Annotated in this window: 16 protein-coding genes; 10 read left to right on the forward strand and 6 right to left on the reverse strand. The window is 66.4% G+C overall.

Going from position 1 to position 17,445, the window contains the following annotated elements:
* From N416_RS23395 to N416_RS0119955, 6 genes are all read right to left on the reverse strand, one after another.
* The coding region (locus N416_RS23395; protein WP_369797624.1) for a hypothetical protein at window positions 1–3,092 on the reverse strand (3,092 nt) is incomplete at its 3' end.
* 442 nt (window positions 3,093–3,534) lie between these two features.
* Window positions 3,535–4,410, reverse strand: a complete 876-nt coding sequence (locus tag N416_RS0119935) for an SDR family NAD(P)-dependent oxidoreductase (protein ID WP_024443857.1) — start codon at window positions 4,408–4,410, stop codon at window positions 3,535–3,537.
* Complete coding sequence (locus N416_RS0119940) at window positions 4,407–4,832, reverse strand: carboxymuconolactone decarboxylase family protein (protein ID WP_024443858.1); 426 nt, start codon at window positions 4,830–4,832, stop codon at window positions 4,407–4,409. The genes N416_RS0119935 and N416_RS0119940 overlap by 4 nt, the downstream gene beginning before the upstream one ends.
* A 10-nt stretch (window positions 4,833–4,842) precedes the next feature.
* Window positions 4,843–5,706, reverse strand: a complete 864-nt coding sequence (locus N416_RS0119945; protein WP_024443859.1) for an NAD(P)-dependent oxidoreductase — start codon at window positions 5,704–5,706, stop codon at window positions 4,843–4,845.
* Entirely contained in the window at window positions 5,703–6,455 is a 753-nt protein-coding gene (locus tag N416_RS0119950; protein ID WP_024443860.1) for an SDR family oxidoreductase, read from the reverse strand. The genes N416_RS0119945 and N416_RS0119950 overlap by 4 nt, the downstream gene beginning before the upstream one ends.
* Window positions 6,456–6,486: 31 nt before the next feature.
* Window positions 6,487–7,956 (reverse strand): aldehyde dehydrogenase, encoded by a 1,470-nt coding sequence (locus N416_RS0119955; RefSeq protein ID WP_024443861.1) that lies wholly within the window; start codon window positions 7,954–7,956, stop codon window positions 6,487–6,489.
* Between the two features lie 197 nt (window positions 7,957–8,153).
* Here N416_RS0119955 and N416_RS0119960 point away from each other — a divergent pair, with 197 nt between their 5' ends.
* The 10 genes from N416_RS0119960 to N416_RS0120005 all read left to right on the forward strand — a co-directional run bounded on the left by N416_RS0119960 (window position 8,154) and on the right by N416_RS0120005 (window position 17,439).
* The gene (locus tag N416_RS0119960) at window positions 8,154–8,777 is read left to right on the forward strand and encodes a TetR family transcriptional regulator (protein WP_192831008.1); all 624 of its coding nucleotides are present in this window, start codon (window positions 8,154–8,156) and stop codon (window positions 8,775–8,777) included.
* A complete protein-coding gene (locus tag N416_RS0119965; protein ID WP_024443863.1) occupies window positions 8,774–9,991 on the forward strand; it encodes a cytochrome P450 in 1,218 nt (405 codons plus the stop codon). The genes N416_RS0119960 and N416_RS0119965 overlap by 4 nt, the downstream gene beginning before the upstream one ends.
* Window positions 9,992–10,819, forward strand: coding sequence for an SDR family oxidoreductase (locus tag N416_RS0119970; protein ID WP_024443864.1), 828 nt, complete (start codon window positions 9,992–9,994; stop codon window positions 10,817–10,819).
* On the forward strand, window positions 10,816–12,171 hold the full coding sequence (locus N416_RS0119975) for a cytochrome P450 (RefSeq protein WP_024443865.1): 1,356 nt from the start codon (window positions 10,816–10,818) through the stop codon (window positions 12,169–12,171). Before N416_RS0119970 ends, N416_RS0119975 begins: the two co-directional genes overlap by 4 nt.
* 19 nt (window positions 12,172–12,190) lie before the next feature.
* Window positions 12,191–12,397 carry a ferredoxin gene (locus tag N416_RS0119980; protein WP_024443866.1) on the forward strand — a complete coding sequence of 69 codons (207 nt, stop codon included), beginning with the start codon at window positions 12,191–12,193 and terminating at the stop codon, window positions 12,395–12,397.
* 2 nt (window positions 12,398–12,399) lie between these two features.
* Window positions 12,400–12,954 carry a nuclear transport factor 2 family protein gene (locus N416_RS0119985; protein ID WP_036458735.1) on the forward strand — a complete coding sequence of 185 codons (555 nt, stop codon included), beginning with the start codon at window positions 12,400–12,402 and terminating at the stop codon, window positions 12,952–12,954.
* A gap of 25 nt (window positions 12,955–12,979) precedes the next feature.
* Window positions 12,980–14,062 (forward strand): diacylglycerol kinase, encoded by a 1,083-nt coding sequence (locus N416_RS0119990; RefSeq protein ID WP_024443868.1) that lies wholly within the window; start codon window positions 12,980–12,982, stop codon window positions 14,060–14,062.
* Between the two features lie 46 nt (window positions 14,063–14,108).
* On the forward strand, window positions 14,109–14,849 hold the full coding sequence (locus N416_RS0119995; RefSeq protein ID WP_024443869.1) for a glucose 1-dehydrogenase: 741 nt from the start codon (window positions 14,109–14,111) through the stop codon (window positions 14,847–14,849).
* A gap of 47 nt (window positions 14,850–14,896) precedes the next feature.
* Entirely contained in the window at window positions 14,897–16,168 is a 1,272-nt protein-coding gene (locus N416_RS0120000; protein WP_155943414.1) for a cytochrome P450, read from the forward strand.
* A gap of 143 nt (window positions 16,169–16,311) precedes the next feature.
* The gene (locus tag N416_RS0120005; protein ID WP_024443871.1) at window positions 16,312–17,439 is read left to right on the forward strand and encodes an NDMA-dependent alcohol dehydrogenase; all 1,128 of its coding nucleotides are present in this window, start codon (window positions 16,312–16,314) and stop codon (window positions 17,437–17,439) included.
* Window positions 17,440–17,445 lie beyond the last annotated feature (6 nt).

Raw genomic sequence — 17,445 nt, forward strand, 5'->3', positions numbered from 1 at the left:
AAGCCATCGACACCGTCAGCGCCCCGGCCACCGGCACCACCATTGCCGCCTTGCCCGGCGACACCATCGCTGCCGTTGGCGGCGGTGGTGCCGTTACCGCTGTCGCCACCGAGACCGCCCTTGCCGGCGTTGCCGCCGGCGCCACCGTCTTGGCCGGCGGTGCCGTTGGGGTTGTTGATGTCGCCGTTGAGGCCGTTGCCACCGTGCGCCCCGTCACCACCGTTGCCGGCGTTACCCCCGACACCACCAACACCGTGAGCACCCTCAACGGTGCCACTACCACCAACACCGCCGGCACCACCGGCACCACCGTTGCCGCCACGGGTGCCATCAGCACCGGGCGCATCACCGTTGGCGCCGTTGAAACCGTTGCCGCCACGACCACCCAGACCGCCGGCACCACCATTGCCGGTGGTCGCCTGCGTGGTGCCGTCAGCTTCGAGACCGCCCTGGCCGCCGTTACCGCCCGCGCCACCCGCAGCACCGGCCGTGCCATCAGGGTTTTCCGCGGTGCCGTTGACTCCGTCGAGGCCGGTACCACCGACACCACCGTTGCCACCGATACCGGCGACACCATCGCTACCGCTGGCCGCGGAGATACCGCCACCGCTGGCCCCACCGGCGCCACCCTTACCGGCGTTGCCGCCGTTGCCGCCGTCCTGGCCGGCATAGCCGGCTGCCTGCTCACTGTCCCCGCCGGCACCGTTCGCCCCGTCGGCACCATTGCCCCCGTTGCCGCCGTTACCGCCGAGCCCACCCACACCGTGGGCACCGACAGTGGAGCCCTGCCCGCCCGCGCCGCCGTTGCCACCGGCGCCCCCATCACCGGCATGAGTGCCATGAGCGCCCGGCTCGTCACCGTGCAAGCCGTTGAAGCCGTTGCCGCCGGCACCACCATCGCCACCGGCGCCACCGACACCCTGCGCCGCGTGGGAACCGTCCGCAGCCAACCCGCCGGCACCACCATCACCACCGTTGCCGCCGTGGCCACCGCCGGTGCCATCAATGCTGCCCGCGACACCATTGGTGCCCAAGAAGCCATCACCGCCGAGACCACCGTTGCCCCCGACGGTGGCCGCCCCATCCAACCCGTCCGCGCCCTGGCCGGTGCCATCGCCGTCGCTGCCACCGGTCCCGCCGGCACCGAAGTCGCCCCCGGCCCCACCGGCACCACCATTGCCGGCGTCGGGGCGCTCCGCGGTACCAGCCGCACCCGCACCACCAGCGCCTGCGATTCCGGCATTGCCGCCCTCGCCGGCGGCACCGCCGGAACCGGTGATACCGGCGGCACCGTTGGTGGCACTGCCGGCCACACCACCGGCACCCCCATTGCCGCCCGCACCACCAGAGCCGGCGTTACCACCAGCCCCACCGTTGCCGTCGCCACCATCGGCGAACGTCCCCGCGGCGCCGTCGGCACCGGAACCCCCAGTACCCCCGGCTGCGCCCTTGCCACCTGCGCCACCATTGCCGGCGTTGCCGATAACCGAACCGCCCGAGCCACCGGCACCACCGGCACCACCATGGCCACCATTGCCGCCGGAGACCCCGGCACCCCCAGCATCGGTGGCATCGGCACCGACCGCGCCCGCACTACCGTTTCCGCCGAGCCCCCCGGTGGCGCCGTTGCCGTGCGCGCCACCATCACCACCGATGCCACCGTTGCCGCCGGAGGCGCCGTCACCAGTGGCCAACAGGCCGGTGCCGTTGCCGCCGGCGCCGCCGACACCGCCGTTGCCGCTGATCCCGACCGGCAACTGACCGTCGGCACCGGGGCGCCCGGCGTTGCCCCACATCCAGGCCATGAACTTCTCACCCGCAGCCCCGCCAGCACCGACGAGCGTGCCGATCTGTCCGCCGGCGCCACCATCGCCACCATCACCGCCACCGAGGGCGCCATCACCACCGAGACCACCGGCGCCACCATCACCGGCCCAACCGGCATTGCCGCCCACACCACCATGACCGGCAGCACCGAAGTGCCCACCCACACCACCGACACCACCACGGCCGCCGCCGCCGCCATCGCCGCCCAGACCCCCGGCGCCACCATTGCCGCCCACATCATCCAGGCTCACCCCGCCTGCGCCACCAGCACCGCCGACACCTCCGGTGCCGCCCACGCCACCGGCGCCACCCAAACCACCGATGCCGAGCACGAATCCGGCAGCTCCACCAGCGCCACCATTGCCACCCAGACCACCGACGAGCCCGTCGGCGCCGGCCGTGCCGTTGAGCGCACCCAGCACCCCGTCAAGACCAGCCGCACCGGCCGCACCGACCGCGCCCGCGCCCCCGGCGCCACCAGCGCCACCGAAACCCAGCAGGCTGATCACATCACCGCCGGCGCCGCCGTTACCGCCGGCCACCAGCGCATCGATCGACGCGCCACCCGCGCCGCCGGCACCACCGTCACCGAACAGCCAACCGCCGACACCGCCGGCGCCACCATCGCCGCCCTCGACACCGCTACCGCCGACACCACCATTGCCGAACATGCCCGCAGCGCCACCCACACCACCGGCACCACCAGCAATACCGGCCACACCCTCAGCCCCGGCGCCACCATCACCGAACAAAAACCCGCCATCGCCCAGATTGCCGAACCACCCCAGCGAACCGAACAGGGTCTCGTTGGACCCGGTGAACCCATCGACCCCATTGCCGATCAACTCCCGACCGAACAAGTCCACCCACGGCTGGTTGATCAGATCCAGAAACTGCTCATTACCAGCAATAAAGTCCTGCGTCAGGTTGTACAGCGGCAGGTACAACTGCTCGTGATAAAACGTCGCCACCGCCAGATCGAACTGCTCAAACACGTCATAGATGAACCCCGCATCCGCGGCACCCGGATCGGCCAACCAGCCCGACCACACCCCCGCAGCCGCACCCGAATCCGACAGTCCCGACCAGAACACCGGATCGAACAGGTCCTCGAAATCCGCAGACGCCGTCGGCGCCGGACCAACCCCAAACGCCAAAAACGCCGCCACCACACTCGACGCACCCACCACACGCCGCCGCACCACGCGCCCACCAGACGAACGAACCACGTCGCCGCATACCTGCTGGCCCTTCGATCGACCCATGCGCTTGCTGCTGTGCTGACGAGTCACGTCCTACTTGCTCCCGGATCGGCGTGTCCTCAACCTGAGGATGCGGACAGGCTCCGCACAGGCGGAAGCTACCGACGAGTAGCGCGGCCCGCCACTCGAAACTGGAGAGAAGTTTCCTGTAGCGGAAAGGGAGCGATCGAATAGCCCTAGAACGCCAGGTCGCGTTCACAAAGTTGATGAAGTCCATCACAATGGACATAAAAAGTGAACTTAACCATAGGCTTACTAATAGAAACATCGATTTTTCCGACAGGCGCCATCGCAGGCAGCGGCCGATCCCCGCCGGAAGCGTAGTCCGACCAGTTTTTGAGACCGAAACAGGTCGCCCAATCGCGACGCTCGTCTACTTTGATGTCATCTGCGCCGTCGCTGGTTTGAGGCGGCGCTCCAAGCCGTCGTCGACGTCTCCGTCGTGTCAGCGGCTCGCCACCATGGTGTGCACTTCGTCGACGGTCCAGGGGGAAAAGCGCTGGTGATCGCGGTATCCGAGCACCGCGGGGATGGGCCGCTCGAAGCGGCCGAGAAAACCTCCCGAGGCCAGGAACACCGATCCGCTGACCCCAGCAGACAGGTCACTGGCCAGGTAGGCGTACAGCGGCGCGACGTAATCGGCGGGGGCCGGATCCAGCGAAGCCCGCATGCTGATCTCATCCAACAGACCTCTGGCGTTCAGGTCTCGGATGTGTTTCTCATAGTCATCTCCGGTGGACAACCGGGTCTTCGCACCGGGACAGACGACGTTCGCCCGCACGCCGTAGGGGGCGAGCTCCGCGGCCACCGCCACGGTCAGGCCGTTGATCGCGCCCTTGCCGGCGGGATACCCGGTGCCGCCGTAATCGCCCAGAAATGCCACCGATCCGCTGTTGACGATCGAGCCGCGGCGTTGCTCGACCATGATCGGCGCGGCCGCCCGGCTGGTCTGGAAAGCTGTGCCCAAGTGTGCGTCGAGCAGATCGTGGAATTGCTCGGTGGACACTGACAGGATCGAGGATCCGGGGGGTTCGGCGACGCCGGCGCAGTTGATCAGCACGTCGACGCTGCCGTATTCCTCCCGACAGGCCTGGACCAGCGCCACGGCCGTCGCCTCGACGTGGGCAGCGCCGGATACGCCGACAGCGCGCCCACCCGAACCGGTGATCGCGCCCACCGTCTCTGCCACCGCCTCGGGATCCCGGCCGTTGACCACCACTCCGGCACCGCACGCCGCCAACAGTTCAGCTACCGCCCGGCCGATGCCGCGGCTACCACCGACCACGACGGCGCCCCGCGCGGCGAGCAGGGCCTCGGTCACTCGCCCTTCTGCTTATCCAGAACGGCTGCGACGTTGGCCTTTTTGTCCTCGCCCTTGCCCTCGGCGGCGGCCCTGTTGCGCTTGGCGATCACCTTCTCCACCACGGCGTTCAACCCGGATCCGCGTGGGAAGCCGACGTAGTGGGTGATGAAGATGGCCATCTCGCGCAGCTCGTCCTCGGTCAGTTCGCCGTTGTGCAGCGCGGCGTTGACCTGGATCTCGGCCAGGTCCTTCTCCCCCACCGCGGTGACCACTGTCAGCGTCATCAGGCGCTTGTCGCGCATGGAAAGCCCTGGCCGGCTCCAGATCCGGCCGAACAGGTGATCGGCGGTGAGCGCAAAGTACTCGCCCGGCATGTCGGGCATGTCCCAGGCGTAGACCTCGTTCATCTTGGCCAGCCCGGTACGGCGCAGTTCGTCCATCTGATCTCTCCTAGTCCTTGGAGTGCGGCACACCCAGACCGGCGGCGAGTTCGGCCAGCGCCACCTGGGCAAGCGGAAGGTCGACGCCGGTGGTCTGTCCCAATCCCAGTGCCAGGCTGAGGTCTTTCTCGCCGAGTCCCCGGGTGTGAGTGAAGGCGTTGTAGAGGAAGTGGTCCGCCGGAAGCGGTGCGGTCGAGTCCAGCAGCATGATCGCGCCGGGTCCACCGGTGAGCGCATCGGTGTGACGCACCACCCGGCCCAGCGCCTGCAGATCGAGTCCGGCCGCCTCGGCCAATTTCATCGCTTCACCGGCCGCTGCGTAGGCAGTGAACGTCAACATGTTGCGCGCCAGCTTCATCCGCGTTCCGGCACCGGGCGCCCCGGCATGGATCACCAACGACGCCCACTGCTTGAATGCCGGCTTGATCTGCTCGTAGACCGCGCGATCGGCACCGACCATGGTTGCCAGGTCGCCTTTCTCGGCCGCACCCGCACCACCGCTGACCGGTGCGTCGATGACATGAATGCCCTGCGGCTTCAGTTCCTCGGCCAGCTCAGCGGCCGTGGTGTCGGCGATTGTCGAGTGGATCGCGATGACGGCACCCGGCTTCACCGCGGGCACCAGTTCGGCGACCACTTGCCGGACTTGGGCGTCGTCGAGCACCGTGATGCTGATGATGTCGGCGTTCGCCCCGACTTCCGCGACGCTGCCGGCGACCCTGGCTCCGGCCTCGGCCAGTGGCGTCATCGCCTCGGTCCGCAGGTCGAATATCGTGACGCCACCGGGCCAGTCGACCAAACGCTTGGCCATCGGTGCACCCATGTTGCCGAGGCCGATGTAGCCAAGGCGCGGCTGTTGTTCCGGGCTGCTCATGAGCGGATGATCTGTCCGCCGTCAACGTTGAAGATCTGGCCGGTGATCCACGACGCCTGGTCCGAGAGCAGGAACAGACACATCGGGACGAGGTCCTCCGGCGTACCCATCCGGGCCAGCGGCAGCTGCTGGACCATCTGTTTCACGATGGCCTGCGGGGTGGTGACCCGGTTGGCCTCGGTGTCGATCGGGCCGGGTGCGATCGCGTTGATCCGGATGTTGCGCCAGCCCAGCTCACGGGAGAGCTGCTGAGTCAGACCGTTAACCCCGACCTTGGCCAGACCGTAGAAGTTCGAGTACACCCATGCCGCGGTGGAGGACTGGTTGACGATCGCACCGCCGCCCCGCTTGGCCATCTGCTCGTAGACGACCCGCGTGCAGATCAGTGCGCCGTCCAGGTTCACCCGCATGAAGTTCTCGTAGTAGTCCCACGGCACGGTAAGCAGGCCGTCGAGCTTCATCCCGCCGAAGATCGCGGCATTGTTGACCAGGTAGTCGATTCCGCCGAACTCGGCCACGGCCGCATCCGCCATTGCGTGCGCCGACTCCAGGTCTGAGACATCGACGCGCACCGCGATCGCCTTGCCGCCATCGGCGACGATCTGGTCGGCCACCGTCTTCGCGCCGTCGATGTTGATGTCAGCGACCACTACCGCGGCACCGTCGGCGGCGAGGGCCTGGGCGTAGGCCTGCCCGATTCCGCCACCGGAGCCGGTGACGATAGCCACCTTGTCGTCGAATTGACCCATCTGCTTGTTCTCCTTGATCCGGTGTTGGTCGTTAGTTCGCTGCTGTCGCAATGGCTTTGGTTTCGAGGTACTCCTCGAACCCGGCGATGCCCATCTCGCGGCCATTGCCGGACTGCTTGTACCCGCCGAACGGCATGTCCGCGGAGTACCAGACCCCACCGTTGACGTTGACGGTGCCGGCCCGCAGTCGGGCCGCCACTCCCGCCGCCCGCTCGGCGTCGGCGCCGTAGACGGTGGCGGACAACCCGTAGGGCGAGTCGTTGGCGATGCGCACCGCGTCGTCGTCGCCGTCATGCGCGATCACGGTGAGCACGGGGCCGAAGATCTCTTCGCGGGCCACCCGCGCCTCGTTGGTCAGCCCAGCGATCACGGTGGGTTCGATGAAGAAGCCGGCGGGCTGGTCCGCGGGGCGACCGCCGCCGCAGGCGAAGTTGCCGCCCTCGGTGATCGCGAGATCCAGGTAGCTCTGCACCCGGTCGCGCTGGCGAGCCGAGATCACCGGGCCGCAGATGGTGCCGGGCTTGGACGGGTCCCCGGCCTTGATCGAGCCCATGGTGCCGGCCGCGATGGCGACCGCTTCGTCGTAGCGGGCCCGGGGCACCACCAGTCGCGTGGTGATCGCGCAGCCCTGCCCGGCGTGCAGGCAGACCGAGAATCCGGCGACCGAGCAGGCCGCGGCCAGGTCGGCATCGTCGAGCACCAGGAAGGCGGATTTTCCACCCAGCTCCAGGAACACCTTCTTGATGGTGGCTGCGGCGTCGGCCATCACGCTACGGCCGGTGGCGGTCGAGCCGGTGAACGAAACCAAGTCCACCCGTGGGTCTTTGGCTAGTGTGGCGCCCAGCGCGTGGTCGGTCGAGGTGACGATGTTGACCACACCCGGCGGAATGTCGGTCTGCTCCGCGATCAGCTCTCCGAGCACCGCGGCGACCCACGGCGTATCGGGCGCGGGCTTGAGCACGACAGTGTTGCCGGCGGCCAGCGCCGGGCCCAGCTTGGCCAGGTTGATCTGGTGCGGGAAGTTCCACGGGGTGATGGCGCCGACGACGCCCACCGCCTCTCGCACCACCGAGCGCCGCGTAGGGATGCCCATCGGCGAGGCTTGGCCGAGATCCTTTGCCCACTCGTAGTTTTCGGCGGTGTCCGCGGCGAAACTGAGATCGTTGATCGGCCCTTCCAACTGCGCGCCGGCAGTCAGCATCCGGGGCGCGCCCACGTCGGCGATCGTCAGATCGCGAAGCTCCTCGACATGCTCGAGCATCGCGTCACGCAACTGACGTACGCAGCGCACCCGCAGTTCCGTGTTGGTCGACCAGTCGGTCTCGTCGAACGCCCGGCGCGCCGCGCCGATCGCGCGATCCACGTCGGCGGCGTCGGCATTGGCCGCCTCACCGAGCACCTCTTCGGTGGCCGGGTTGATGGTGGCAAAGCCGCCGGCTCCGCCCGGGGTCAGCTTGCCGTCGATAAGCAGCCGGCTTACGCCGTCAGCCAGTAGCGCCATCAGTCACTCCCGCAGCTTGGTCGCAGTCCCCCGTGAAGAAACACTGCGAAAATGGACACATGTCCGTTATCACCGGCTCGAACCCTAGCCTCAGAGTTGACGCACCCGCAACCCTCTGGCCCTGAAACCCTTATTTCCCAGGGGACTTGCCTAACAAATCCGCCTTCCGCTAGGTTGGACAGGTGTCCAGCGAATCGGTGGCGGCAGTCACATCGACGAACGCTGCCTTTCTCGACCCGGCACCCTCGGGTGCCACATCCGCTGCCCGAAACCGGCGTCAGGAGGAGACCTTCCGCAAGGTGCTGCGCGCCGGCGTCGAGATGCTGCGGGAGAAGTCCTATGCAGACCTGACCGTGCGCGCGGTCGCTGCGCGCGCCAAGGTCGCCCCGGCCACGGCCTACACCTACTTCTCTTCCAAAAACCATCTGATCGCCGAGGTGTATCTGGACCTGGTTCGTCAGGTCCCGTACTTCACCGACGTCAACGAGCCGATGCCGAGTCGGGTCAACCAGGCGCTGCGGCACCTGGCACTGGTGGTTGCCGACGAGCCCGAGGTCGCGGCGGCCTGCACCGCGGCACTGCTCAGCGGCAACAGCGACCCAGCGGTCCGCACGGTGCGCGACCGGATCGGCGCGGAGATCCACCGCCGCATCACCTCGGCGTTCGGCCCGGACGCGGATTCTCAGAAGGTCTCCGCCCTGGAGATGACCTTCTTCGGCGCTCTGGTCAACGCCGGCAGCGGCGCCTTCACCTACCACCAGATCACCGATCGGCTGGCCTACGTCGTCAGCCTGATCCTCGAATCAGGAGCTCCACGATGACTTTGCAGACGGCGCCACCGGTTCTCAACCCCTACGACTACGACTTCCACGAGGACCCGTTCCCGTACTACCGGCGGCTGCGCGACGAGGCTCCGGTGTATCACAACGAAGAGCTCAACTTCTGGGCGATCTCGCGTCACCAGGATGTGCTGCACGGGTTCCGAAACAGCGAAGCGTTGTCCAACCGGGACGGGGTATCGCTGGACCCGGTCTCTCGCGGCCCCCATGCCCAGCTGGTGATGTCGTTTCTGGCGATGGACGACCCGCAGCACCTGCGGCTTCGCACCCTGGTGTCCAGGGGCTTCACCCCACGCCGGATCCGCGAGCTCGAACCGCAGGTGGTTCGGCTGGCGCGCCAGCATCTGGACAGCGCCATCCAGCCCGGCTCCGACGGCACCTGCTCGTTCGACTTCGTCAATGATTTCGCCGGCAAACTGCCGATGGACGTCATCTCCGAGCTGATGGGTGTGCCGGAGGCCGACCGGGCCCGCATCCGGGAGCTCGCCGACGGGGTGCTGCACCGCGAGGACGGGGTGACCGATGTGCCCCAGTCCGCGATCCAGGCGTCGGTGGATCTGATGACCTACTACAACGCGATGATCGCGGACTTCAAGAAGAACCCGGCCGACAATCTGACCTCGGCACTGCTGGAGACCGAGGTCGACGGCGACCGGCTCGGCGACCAGGAGATCCTGGCGTTCTTGTTCCTGATGGTGATCGCCGGCAACGAGACCACTACCAAGCTGCTCGGCAGCTCCGTGTACTGGGGCCACCGCAATCGCGACCAGCTGACCTCGGTTTTCGCCGACCGCTCCCGGATCCCGCTGTGGGTCGAGGAGACCCTGCGCTACGACACCCCGAGCCAGATCCTGGCCCGCACCGTCGCGGAGGACTACACGCTGCACGGCACCACCATTCCGGCCGACTCGGTGGTGCTGTTGTTGCCCGGTTCCGGAAACCGTGACGAGCGGGTCTTCGACGACCCCGACGCCTTCCGGATCGGACGCGACATCGGTTCCAAGCTGCTCAGTTTCGGCAGCGGCGCCCACTTCTGCCTCGGCGCACATCTGGCCCGGATGGAGGCCCGGGTGGCGCTCGACGAACTTTTCAGCCGGATCAGCGACTACCAGGTCGACGAGGCCAACGCCGTGCGGGTGCATTCATCCAACGTGCGCGGCTTCGCCGACCTCCCGATCACCGTCAAGGAGGCATAAATGCCACGTTTCGACCCATCCCCGGACCGACGGCCCGCCATCGTCACTGGCGCATCCTCGGGAATCGGCGCCGCCACCGCAGAAGAATTGGCGCGCCGCGGATTCCCCGTCGCACTCGGTGCCCGACGTACCGACAAACTCGCCGAACTGGTCAGCAAGATCCGGGACAACGGCGGCGAGGCGGTCGCGTTCAACCTGGACGTCACCGACGCCGACTCGGTCAAATCCTTTGTGGCACAGAGTATCGACGCACTGGGCGAGATCGAGTTGCTGGTCTCCGGCGCCGGCGACATGTTCCCCGGACGCATTCACGAGCTGCCCACCGAGGCGTTCAACGATCAGATCCAGGTCCATCTGATCGGCGCCAACCGGCTGGCCACGGCGGTGCTGCCGGACATGGTCGCCCGCCAACGCGGCGACGTGATCTTCGTCGGATCCGATGTGGCATTGCAGCAGCGTCCGCACATGGGGGCCTACGGTGCGGCCAAAGCAGCGCTGGTCGCGATGGTGCACAACCTGCGGATGGAGCTGGAGGGCACCGGAGTACGCGCTTCCATCGTCCACCCCGGCCCGACCCTGACCGAGATGGGCTGGAAACTCTCGGCCGAGCAGGTGGGGCCGATGCTCGAGGACTGGGCCAAGTGGGGTCAGGCGCGCCACAGCTACTTCCTTCGGCCGCAAGACCTGGCTCGAGCCATCGCCTTCGTCGCCGAAACTCCGCGCGGCGCACACATCGTCGACATGGAGGTGCAGCCCGAAGCCCCGCTGCGCGACACCGCCTCCGATCGCCAGCACCTGCAACTGGGTGAGGAAGGAATGCCGTTATGAGCGTCACCACTGAGGTTCCCCGGGTCTCCGGGGGCGAGGCCGAGCACGGCCACCTCGAAGAATTCCGCACCGACCCGATCGCGTTGATGCAGCGCGTGCGCGACGAATGCGGCGACGTCGGCTGGTTCGACCTGGCCGGGCGCAAGGTGGTGCTGCTGACCGGCGCCGAAGCCAACGAGTTCTTCTTCCGCTCCACCGACGATGAGCTCGACCAGGCCGCGGCCTACCCGTTCATGACCCCGATCTTCGGCAACGGCGTGGTGTTCGACGCTCCGCCGGAGCGACGCGCGGAGATGTTGCACAACACCGCACTTCGTGGCGAACACATGAAGCGTCACGCCAGCACCATCGAGCACGAAGTACGCCAGATGATCGCCGACTGGGGCGACGAGGGCGAAATCGACCTGCTGGAGTTCTTCGCCGAGCTGACCATCTACACCTCGACCGCGTGCCTCATCGGCCGGAAGTTCCGCGAAGAACTCGACAACCGGTTCGCCCAGCTGTACTACGAGCTGGAGAACGGCACGGACCCGCTGTGCTACGTCGACCCGTACCTGCCGATCGAGAGCTTCCGTCGCCGTGACGAGGCCCGGGTCAAGCTGGTCGAACTGGTGCAGGGCATCATGAACGGCCGGCTGGCCAATCCAGAGACGGACAAGAAGCGCCGAGACATGATCGACGTCATGGTGTCGATTCCGGACGAGACCGGCAACCCGCGATTTTCCGCTGACGAGATCACCGGGATCATCATCTCGATGATGTTCGCCGGGCATCACACCAGCTCGGGAACCAGCGCGTGGACGCTGATCGAGATGCTGCGTCACCCGGAGGCTCACGCCGCGGTCATCAAGGAGCTCGACGAGCTCTACGCCGACGGTGGCGAGGTGAGTTTCCATGCGCTGCGCCAGATCCCGAACCTGGAGAACGTGCTCAAAGAGACCCTGCGCATGCATCCGCCGCTGATCATCCTGATGCGGGTGGCCAAGGGTGAGTTCGAGGTCTGCGGCTACCCGATCCACGAAGGCGACATGGTGGCGGCTTCGCCAGCGGTCTCCAACCGGATCGCCGAGAACTTCCCCGAACCCAACGACTTCGTGCCGGAGCGCTACAACGAGCCGCGCGAGGAGGATGTCATTCACCGCTGGACGTGGATCCCCTTCGGGGCGGGCCGGCATCGCTGCGTGGGGGCGGCTTTCGCCACCATGCAGATCAAGGCGATCTTCTCGGTTCTGCTGCGCGAATATGAGTTCGAGATGTCACAGCCGCCGGAGACCTACCGCAACGACCATTCCAAGATGGTGGTGCAGCTGGCCCGCCCGGCCAAGGTGCGCTACCGCCGGCGCAGCAAGTAGAAGCCGAGGGAGCGCTGAAATGGGTAGCTACACAGTGAAGGTGGACCTGGACCTGTGCCAGGGCCACGCCATGTGCGAGCTGGAAGCGCCCGACTACTTCCAGGTGCCCAAGCACGGCAAGGTCGAGATCCTCGACTCCGAACCACCCGACTCCGACCGCCGCCAGATCCAGGCAGCCGTACGGTCTTGCCCCACCCGAGCTTTGTCCATTGAAGAGAAGGAATAGACATGGCGATTTCAGCCCCCAACCCCCGCGAGTTCTACGAAGAATGGGTCGAACGCTGGCTGCAGGCCAACCGTGACGCCGAAGCGGCCGGTGACTGGCGACCGCTGGCCGACTTCTACTCCGATGACGCCACCTATGGCTGGAATATCGGCCCCAAAGAGGACGTGATGTGCGTCGGGATCGACGAGATCCGCGACATCGCCTTGGGCCTGGAGATGGAAGGGCTGGACAACTGGCAGTACCCGTACCAACGGGTGCTCATCGACGACAAGCAGGGTGAGATCGTCGGATTCTGGAAGCAGGTTGCGACGGACGCCGATGGAACCGAGTCGGAGATCTACGGCATCGGCGGCAGCTGGTTCCGCCTCAACTCCGACGGCAAGATCGAATGGCAGCGCGACTTCTTCGACTTCGGTCACGTCCAGAAGCTCTACCTGGATCTGATGACAGCCGGCAAGCTCTCCAGCGGAATGCAGAAGCGCATCGAGCGCAGCCTGGCCGGCGAGAAACTGCCCGGCTACTACCCGCTGGGGACATCTCCAGTTCCACTCTGGTAGAACACAACTCACTCCAGGAGAACTCGTGGCCATCCGCGTCGCCCTGATCGGCACCGGCAATGCCGGACGCATCGCCCTGTCCGGGTTGATCACCAATCCCGCCTACGAGCTCACCGGGGTGTGGGTCTCGACGGCAGCCAAGGTGGGCATGGATGCCGGCGAGCTCGCCGGTCTCGACGTCCACACCGGCATCGGGGCCACCGACGACTTCGAGGCGATCATGGGCGCCAAACCCGAGGCTGCGGTCTACTGCGCGATGGGTGACACCCGGCTACCCGACGCCCTCAAGGACGTCTGCCGACTGCTTGCCGCGGGCATCAACGTCATCGGAACCGCCCCGGGGGTACTGCAATACCCCTGGGGCGTCATCCCGGACAAGTTCATTGCTCCCATCGAAGACGCTGCTCGACAGGGCAATTCGAGCGTGTACGTCAACGGTGTCGATCCGGGCTTCGTCACCGATATCGTCCCGCTGGCCTTCGCCAGCACGTGCCAGAGCATTGAGCAGATCCGCTGCCTGGAGATCGCCGACTACGCGACCTACGACGGCGCCGAGGTCATGTTCGACGTGATGGGCTTCGGCAATTCGCTCGACAACATACCGCTGCTGCTGCAGCCAGGCGTCTTGAGCATCGCGTGGGGCGCGACAATCCGCGAGCTGGCTGCCGGGCTGGGTGTGACCCTGGACGCCGTCACTGACTCATCGGAGCGCGAGCCGGCACCGGAGGCCTTCGATATCGCCGCTGGCCATATCCCCAAAGGCGGTGTCGCCGCACTCAAGTTCGAGATCAACGGCATCGTCGACGGCAAGCCCCTGATCGTGGTTGAGCACGTCACCCGGCTACGCAGCGACCTGCGGCCGGACTGGGCGCAGCCGGCTCAGCCGGGCGGCTCCTACCGCGTGGAGATCACCGGCGAACCGTCCTACACCGTTGACATCTGCCCCACCAGCCGGCACGGCGACCACAACTACGCCGCGATCGCGGTCGGTGTTGGTCGCGTGGTCAACGCGATTCCAGCGGTCATCGCCGCACCGGCCGGCATCATCACCACCCTGGACCTGCCGTTGGCCGGCGCGCCCGCCGTCATCGCGGGAACCAGCGGCTGAAACACCGAACACAACCAACAGCACTGGACTGAAAGGCGGAATGCGCATGGGGCGGGTAGACGGCAAGGTGGCCCTGATCAGCGGGGGTGCGCGCGGTATGGGCGCGGCCGACGCCCGAATGCTGGTCGGCGAGGGCGCGCAGGTGGTCATCGGCGACGTGCTGGACGAGGAAGGCGCGGCGCTCGCGACAGAACTGGGTGACGCCGCGCGGTATGTGCATCTCGACGTCCGGGACCCGGAGCAGTGGGCCGCCGCGGTGAAAACCGCGGTAGAGACGTTCGGGAAGCTGAACGTGTTGGTCAACAACGCGGGGACCGTCGCACTGGGGCCGCTGCGCAAGTTCGATCTGGACCAGTGGCACAACGTCATTGACGTCAATCTCAACGGCACATTCCTGGGGATGCGCGCGTCCATCGATTCGATGATCGCCGCCGGCGGCGGATCCATCATCAACGTGTCCTCGATCGAGGGTCTGCGCGGGGCACCGATGGTGCACCCCTACGTGGCCTCAAAATGGGCGGTGCGCGGACTGACCAAGTCCGCCGCGCTCGAACTGGCCCGCCACAACATTCGGGTCAACTCGCTGCACCCGGGTTTCATCCGCACCCCGATGACCGAGCATCTGCCCGAGGACATGGTGACCATTCCGCTTGGGCGGCCCGGCACCTCCGACGAAGTGGCCACCTTCGTGCTGTTCTTGGCCAGCGACGAGTCCTCCTACGCCACGGGCTCGGAGTTCGTCATGGACGGCGGTCTGGTCACCGATGTTCCGCACAAAAACGGTTGACACTCGGTCATACACCTAGCCATCATGTGTATGCCCGAGCGAGGTTTATGCTCCAGCGACAATCAAAGGTGTTCGTCTTGACATCAACGCAATCCGCTTGCCCGTTCGGTTCAGGTTTCGATTTCACCGACCCGGATGTCCTGCTCCACGGTATGCCGATCACCCAGTTCGCTGAGCTGCGCAGGACCGCGCCGATCTGGTGGAACGAACAGCCCTCACACAGCAACATCTTCGATGACGGCGGTTACTGGGTCATCAGCAAACATCAACACATCAAAGAGATCTCGCGCGACAACGACGTGTGGTCGACCAACGCCAAGGGCGCGGTCATGCGCCTGCCCGACGGCATCTCCGCGGACCAATTGGATCTGACCAAGGCGTTATTGATCAACCATGACCCGCCCGAGCACACCCGACTGCGCAAGCTGGTGTCGCGACTGTTCACGCCCCGCTCGGTGAGTGCGCTGGAGGAGAAGCTGGCCCAATCGGCGCGCGAGATCGTCGCCGCGGCGGCCGAGAAGGACAGCGGCAATTTCGTCGACGACATCGCGATGCAATTGCCGCTGTTGGCGATCGCCGATCTGCTCGGTGTTCCCGAGGCCGATCGGGAGAAGCTGTTTCACTGGACTAATTCGATCATGAACACCGATGACCCGGATTTCGACTCTGATCCGGCGATGGCCAACGCGGAGTTGATGGGCTATGCCTACACCATGGCCGAGGAGCGGCGACGCTGCCCGGCCGACGACATCGTCACCCGGCTGGTCCAGGCCGATATCGACGGCGAAGCCCTCGGCGAGACCGAGTTCGCGTTCTTCGTCATCCTGCTGGCGGTGGCAGGCAACGAGACCACCCGCAACGCCATGACACACGGAATCAACGCGTTCGCGGAGAACCCCGACCAGTGGGAGCTCTACAAGCGGCAGCGTCCCGAGACCGCCGTCGACGAGATCGTGCGCTGGGCGACCCCGGTGCACTGCTTCCAGCGCACCGCCCGGGTCGATACCGAACTGGGCGGCGTGGCCATCGCCGAGGGGCAGCGCGTCGGGTTGTTCTACAGCTCGGCCAACTACGACGAAGAGGTCTTCGACCAGCCGTTCAGTTTCGACATCCTGCGCGACCCCAACCCGCACCTGGCGTTCGGCGGCCAGGGCACGCACTACTGCATCGGCGCCAACTTGGCCCGGATGGAGATCCGGCTGATCTTCGACGAGATCGCCAACCAGCTTCCCGACATCGCGAAGCTGGCCGAGCCGCAACGACTGCGTTCCGGCTGGATCAACGGCGTCAAAGATCTACAGGTCGCCTACCACGGCTAGGTCGTCGGTCACGCGACCAGGCGGTGCGGACCCGGTGCGTCGGGGGGTTCGAACGAACCTTCCCGCCGCCCGGTAGGGGGTTATAGGCTCCGAGCAGTGGACTGCCGGACGTCCCGGAAATTCCAAAGGAAAGCAGGTTTGCGGTGAAGACAAAGGGTGCGTTGCTCTGGGAGTTCAACAAGCCGTGGTCGGTCGAGGAGATCGAAATCGGTGAGCCCCAGAAAGACGAGGTCAAGATTCAGATGGAGGCGGCCGGCATGTGCCACTCCGACCACCACCTGATGACCGGCAGCATTCCCATGGCCGGATTTCCGGTCCTCGGTGGACACGAGGGCGCCGGAATCGTCACCGAAGTCGGACCCGGGGTGGAAGACATCGCGCCCGGCGACCACGTGGTGCTGTCCTTCATTCCGTCCTGTGGCAGCTGTCCGACCTGCCAGTCCGGAATGCGCAATCTGTGCGACCTGGGCGCCGGACTGCTCAACGGCGTGGCGGTCAGCGACGGCACCTTCCGCGTCACCGCGCGCGGCCAGGGCGTCTACCCGATGACTCTGCTCGGCACGTTCTCGCCATGGATGGTGGTGCACAAGTCCTCGGTGGTGAAGATCGACCCGTCGATTCCGTTCGAGGTGGCCTGCCTGGTCGGCTGCGGCGTCACCACCGGCTACGGGTCTGCTGTCCGCAGCGCCGACATCCGCCCGGGTCAGGACGTCGCGATCGTCGGTGTCGGCGGGGTCGGCATGTCGGCACTGCAGGGCGCGGTCAATGCCGGAGCCCGCAATATCTTCGTCATCGACCCGGTGGACTGGAAACGCGACCAGGCGCTGAAGTTCGGCGCCACCCACGTCTACCCCGACATCTTCGCAGCGATGGGCGGCATGATGGAGGTCACCGCCGGGCTGATGGCGCACAAGGTGATCGTCACCGTCGGCGAGGTGCACGGCGCCGACGTCGACAACTACATGGTCCTGACCGCCAAGGGCGGCACCTGCGTGCTCACCGCGATGGGGTCCATGCTGGACAACCAGGTCACGCTCAACCTGGCGATGTTGACGCTGCTGCAAAAGAATCTGCAGGGCACCATCTTCGGTGGCGGCAACCCGCAGTACGACATCCCGCAACTGCTGTCGATGTACAAGGTCGGCAAGCTGAACCTCGATGACATGGTGACCCGCCAGTACAAGCTGGAGCAGATCAACGAGGGCTACCAGGACATGCTGGACGGCAAGAACATTCGCGGCATCGTCCGCTACACCGACGCGGACCGCTAGCGCGGC

The organism is Mycobacterium sp. UM_WGJ (assembly GCF_000455125.1).
Lineage (GTDB): Bacteria > Actinomycetota > Actinomycetes > Mycobacteriales > Mycobacteriaceae > Mycobacterium.

Excerpts from the sequence above, each read along its gene's own strand:
- N416_RS0119980 (WP_024443866.1), top strand. The coding sequence starts at position 12,191 with ATGGGTAGCTACACAGTGAAGGTGGACCTGGACCTGTGCCAGGGCCAC.
- N416_RS0120000 (WP_155943414.1), top strand. The coding sequence starts at position 14,897 with ATGCTCCAGCGACAATCAAAGGTGTTCGTCTTGACATCAACGCAATCC.
- N416_RS0119950 (WP_024443860.1), bottom strand. The coding sequence starts at position 6,455 with ATGGGTCAATTCGACGACAAGGTGGCTATCGTCACCGGCTCCGGTGGC.
- N416_RS0119945 (WP_024443859.1), bottom strand. The coding sequence starts at position 5,706 with ATGAGCAGCCCGGAACAACAGCCGCGCCTTGGCTACATCGGCCTCGGC.
- N416_RS0119970 (WP_024443864.1), top strand. The coding sequence starts at position 9,992 with ATGCCACGTTTCGACCCATCCCCGGACCGACGGCCCGCCATCGTCACT.
- N416_RS0119955 (WP_024443861.1), bottom strand. The coding sequence starts at position 7,956 with ATGGCGCTACTGGCTGACGGCGTAAGCCGGCTGCTTATCGACGGCAAG.
- N416_RS0119975 (WP_024443865.1), top strand. The coding sequence starts at position 10,816 with ATGAGCGTCACCACTGAGGTTCCCCGGGTCTCCGGGGGCGAGGCCGAG.
- N416_RS0119985 (WP_036458735.1), top strand. The coding sequence starts at position 12,400 with ATGGCGATTTCAGCCCCCAACCCCCGCGAGTTCTACGAAGAATGGGTC.
- N416_RS0119965 (WP_024443863.1), top strand. The coding sequence starts at position 8,774 with ATGACTTTGCAGACGGCGCCACCGGTTCTCAACCCCTACGACTACGAC.
- N416_RS0119995 (WP_024443869.1), top strand. The coding sequence starts at position 14,109 with ATGGGGCGGGTAGACGGCAAGGTGGCCCTGATCAGCGGGGGTGCGCGC.
- N416_RS0119940 (WP_024443858.1), bottom strand. The coding sequence starts at position 4,832 with ATGGACGAACTGCGCCGTACCGGGCTGGCCAAGATGAACGAGGTCTAC.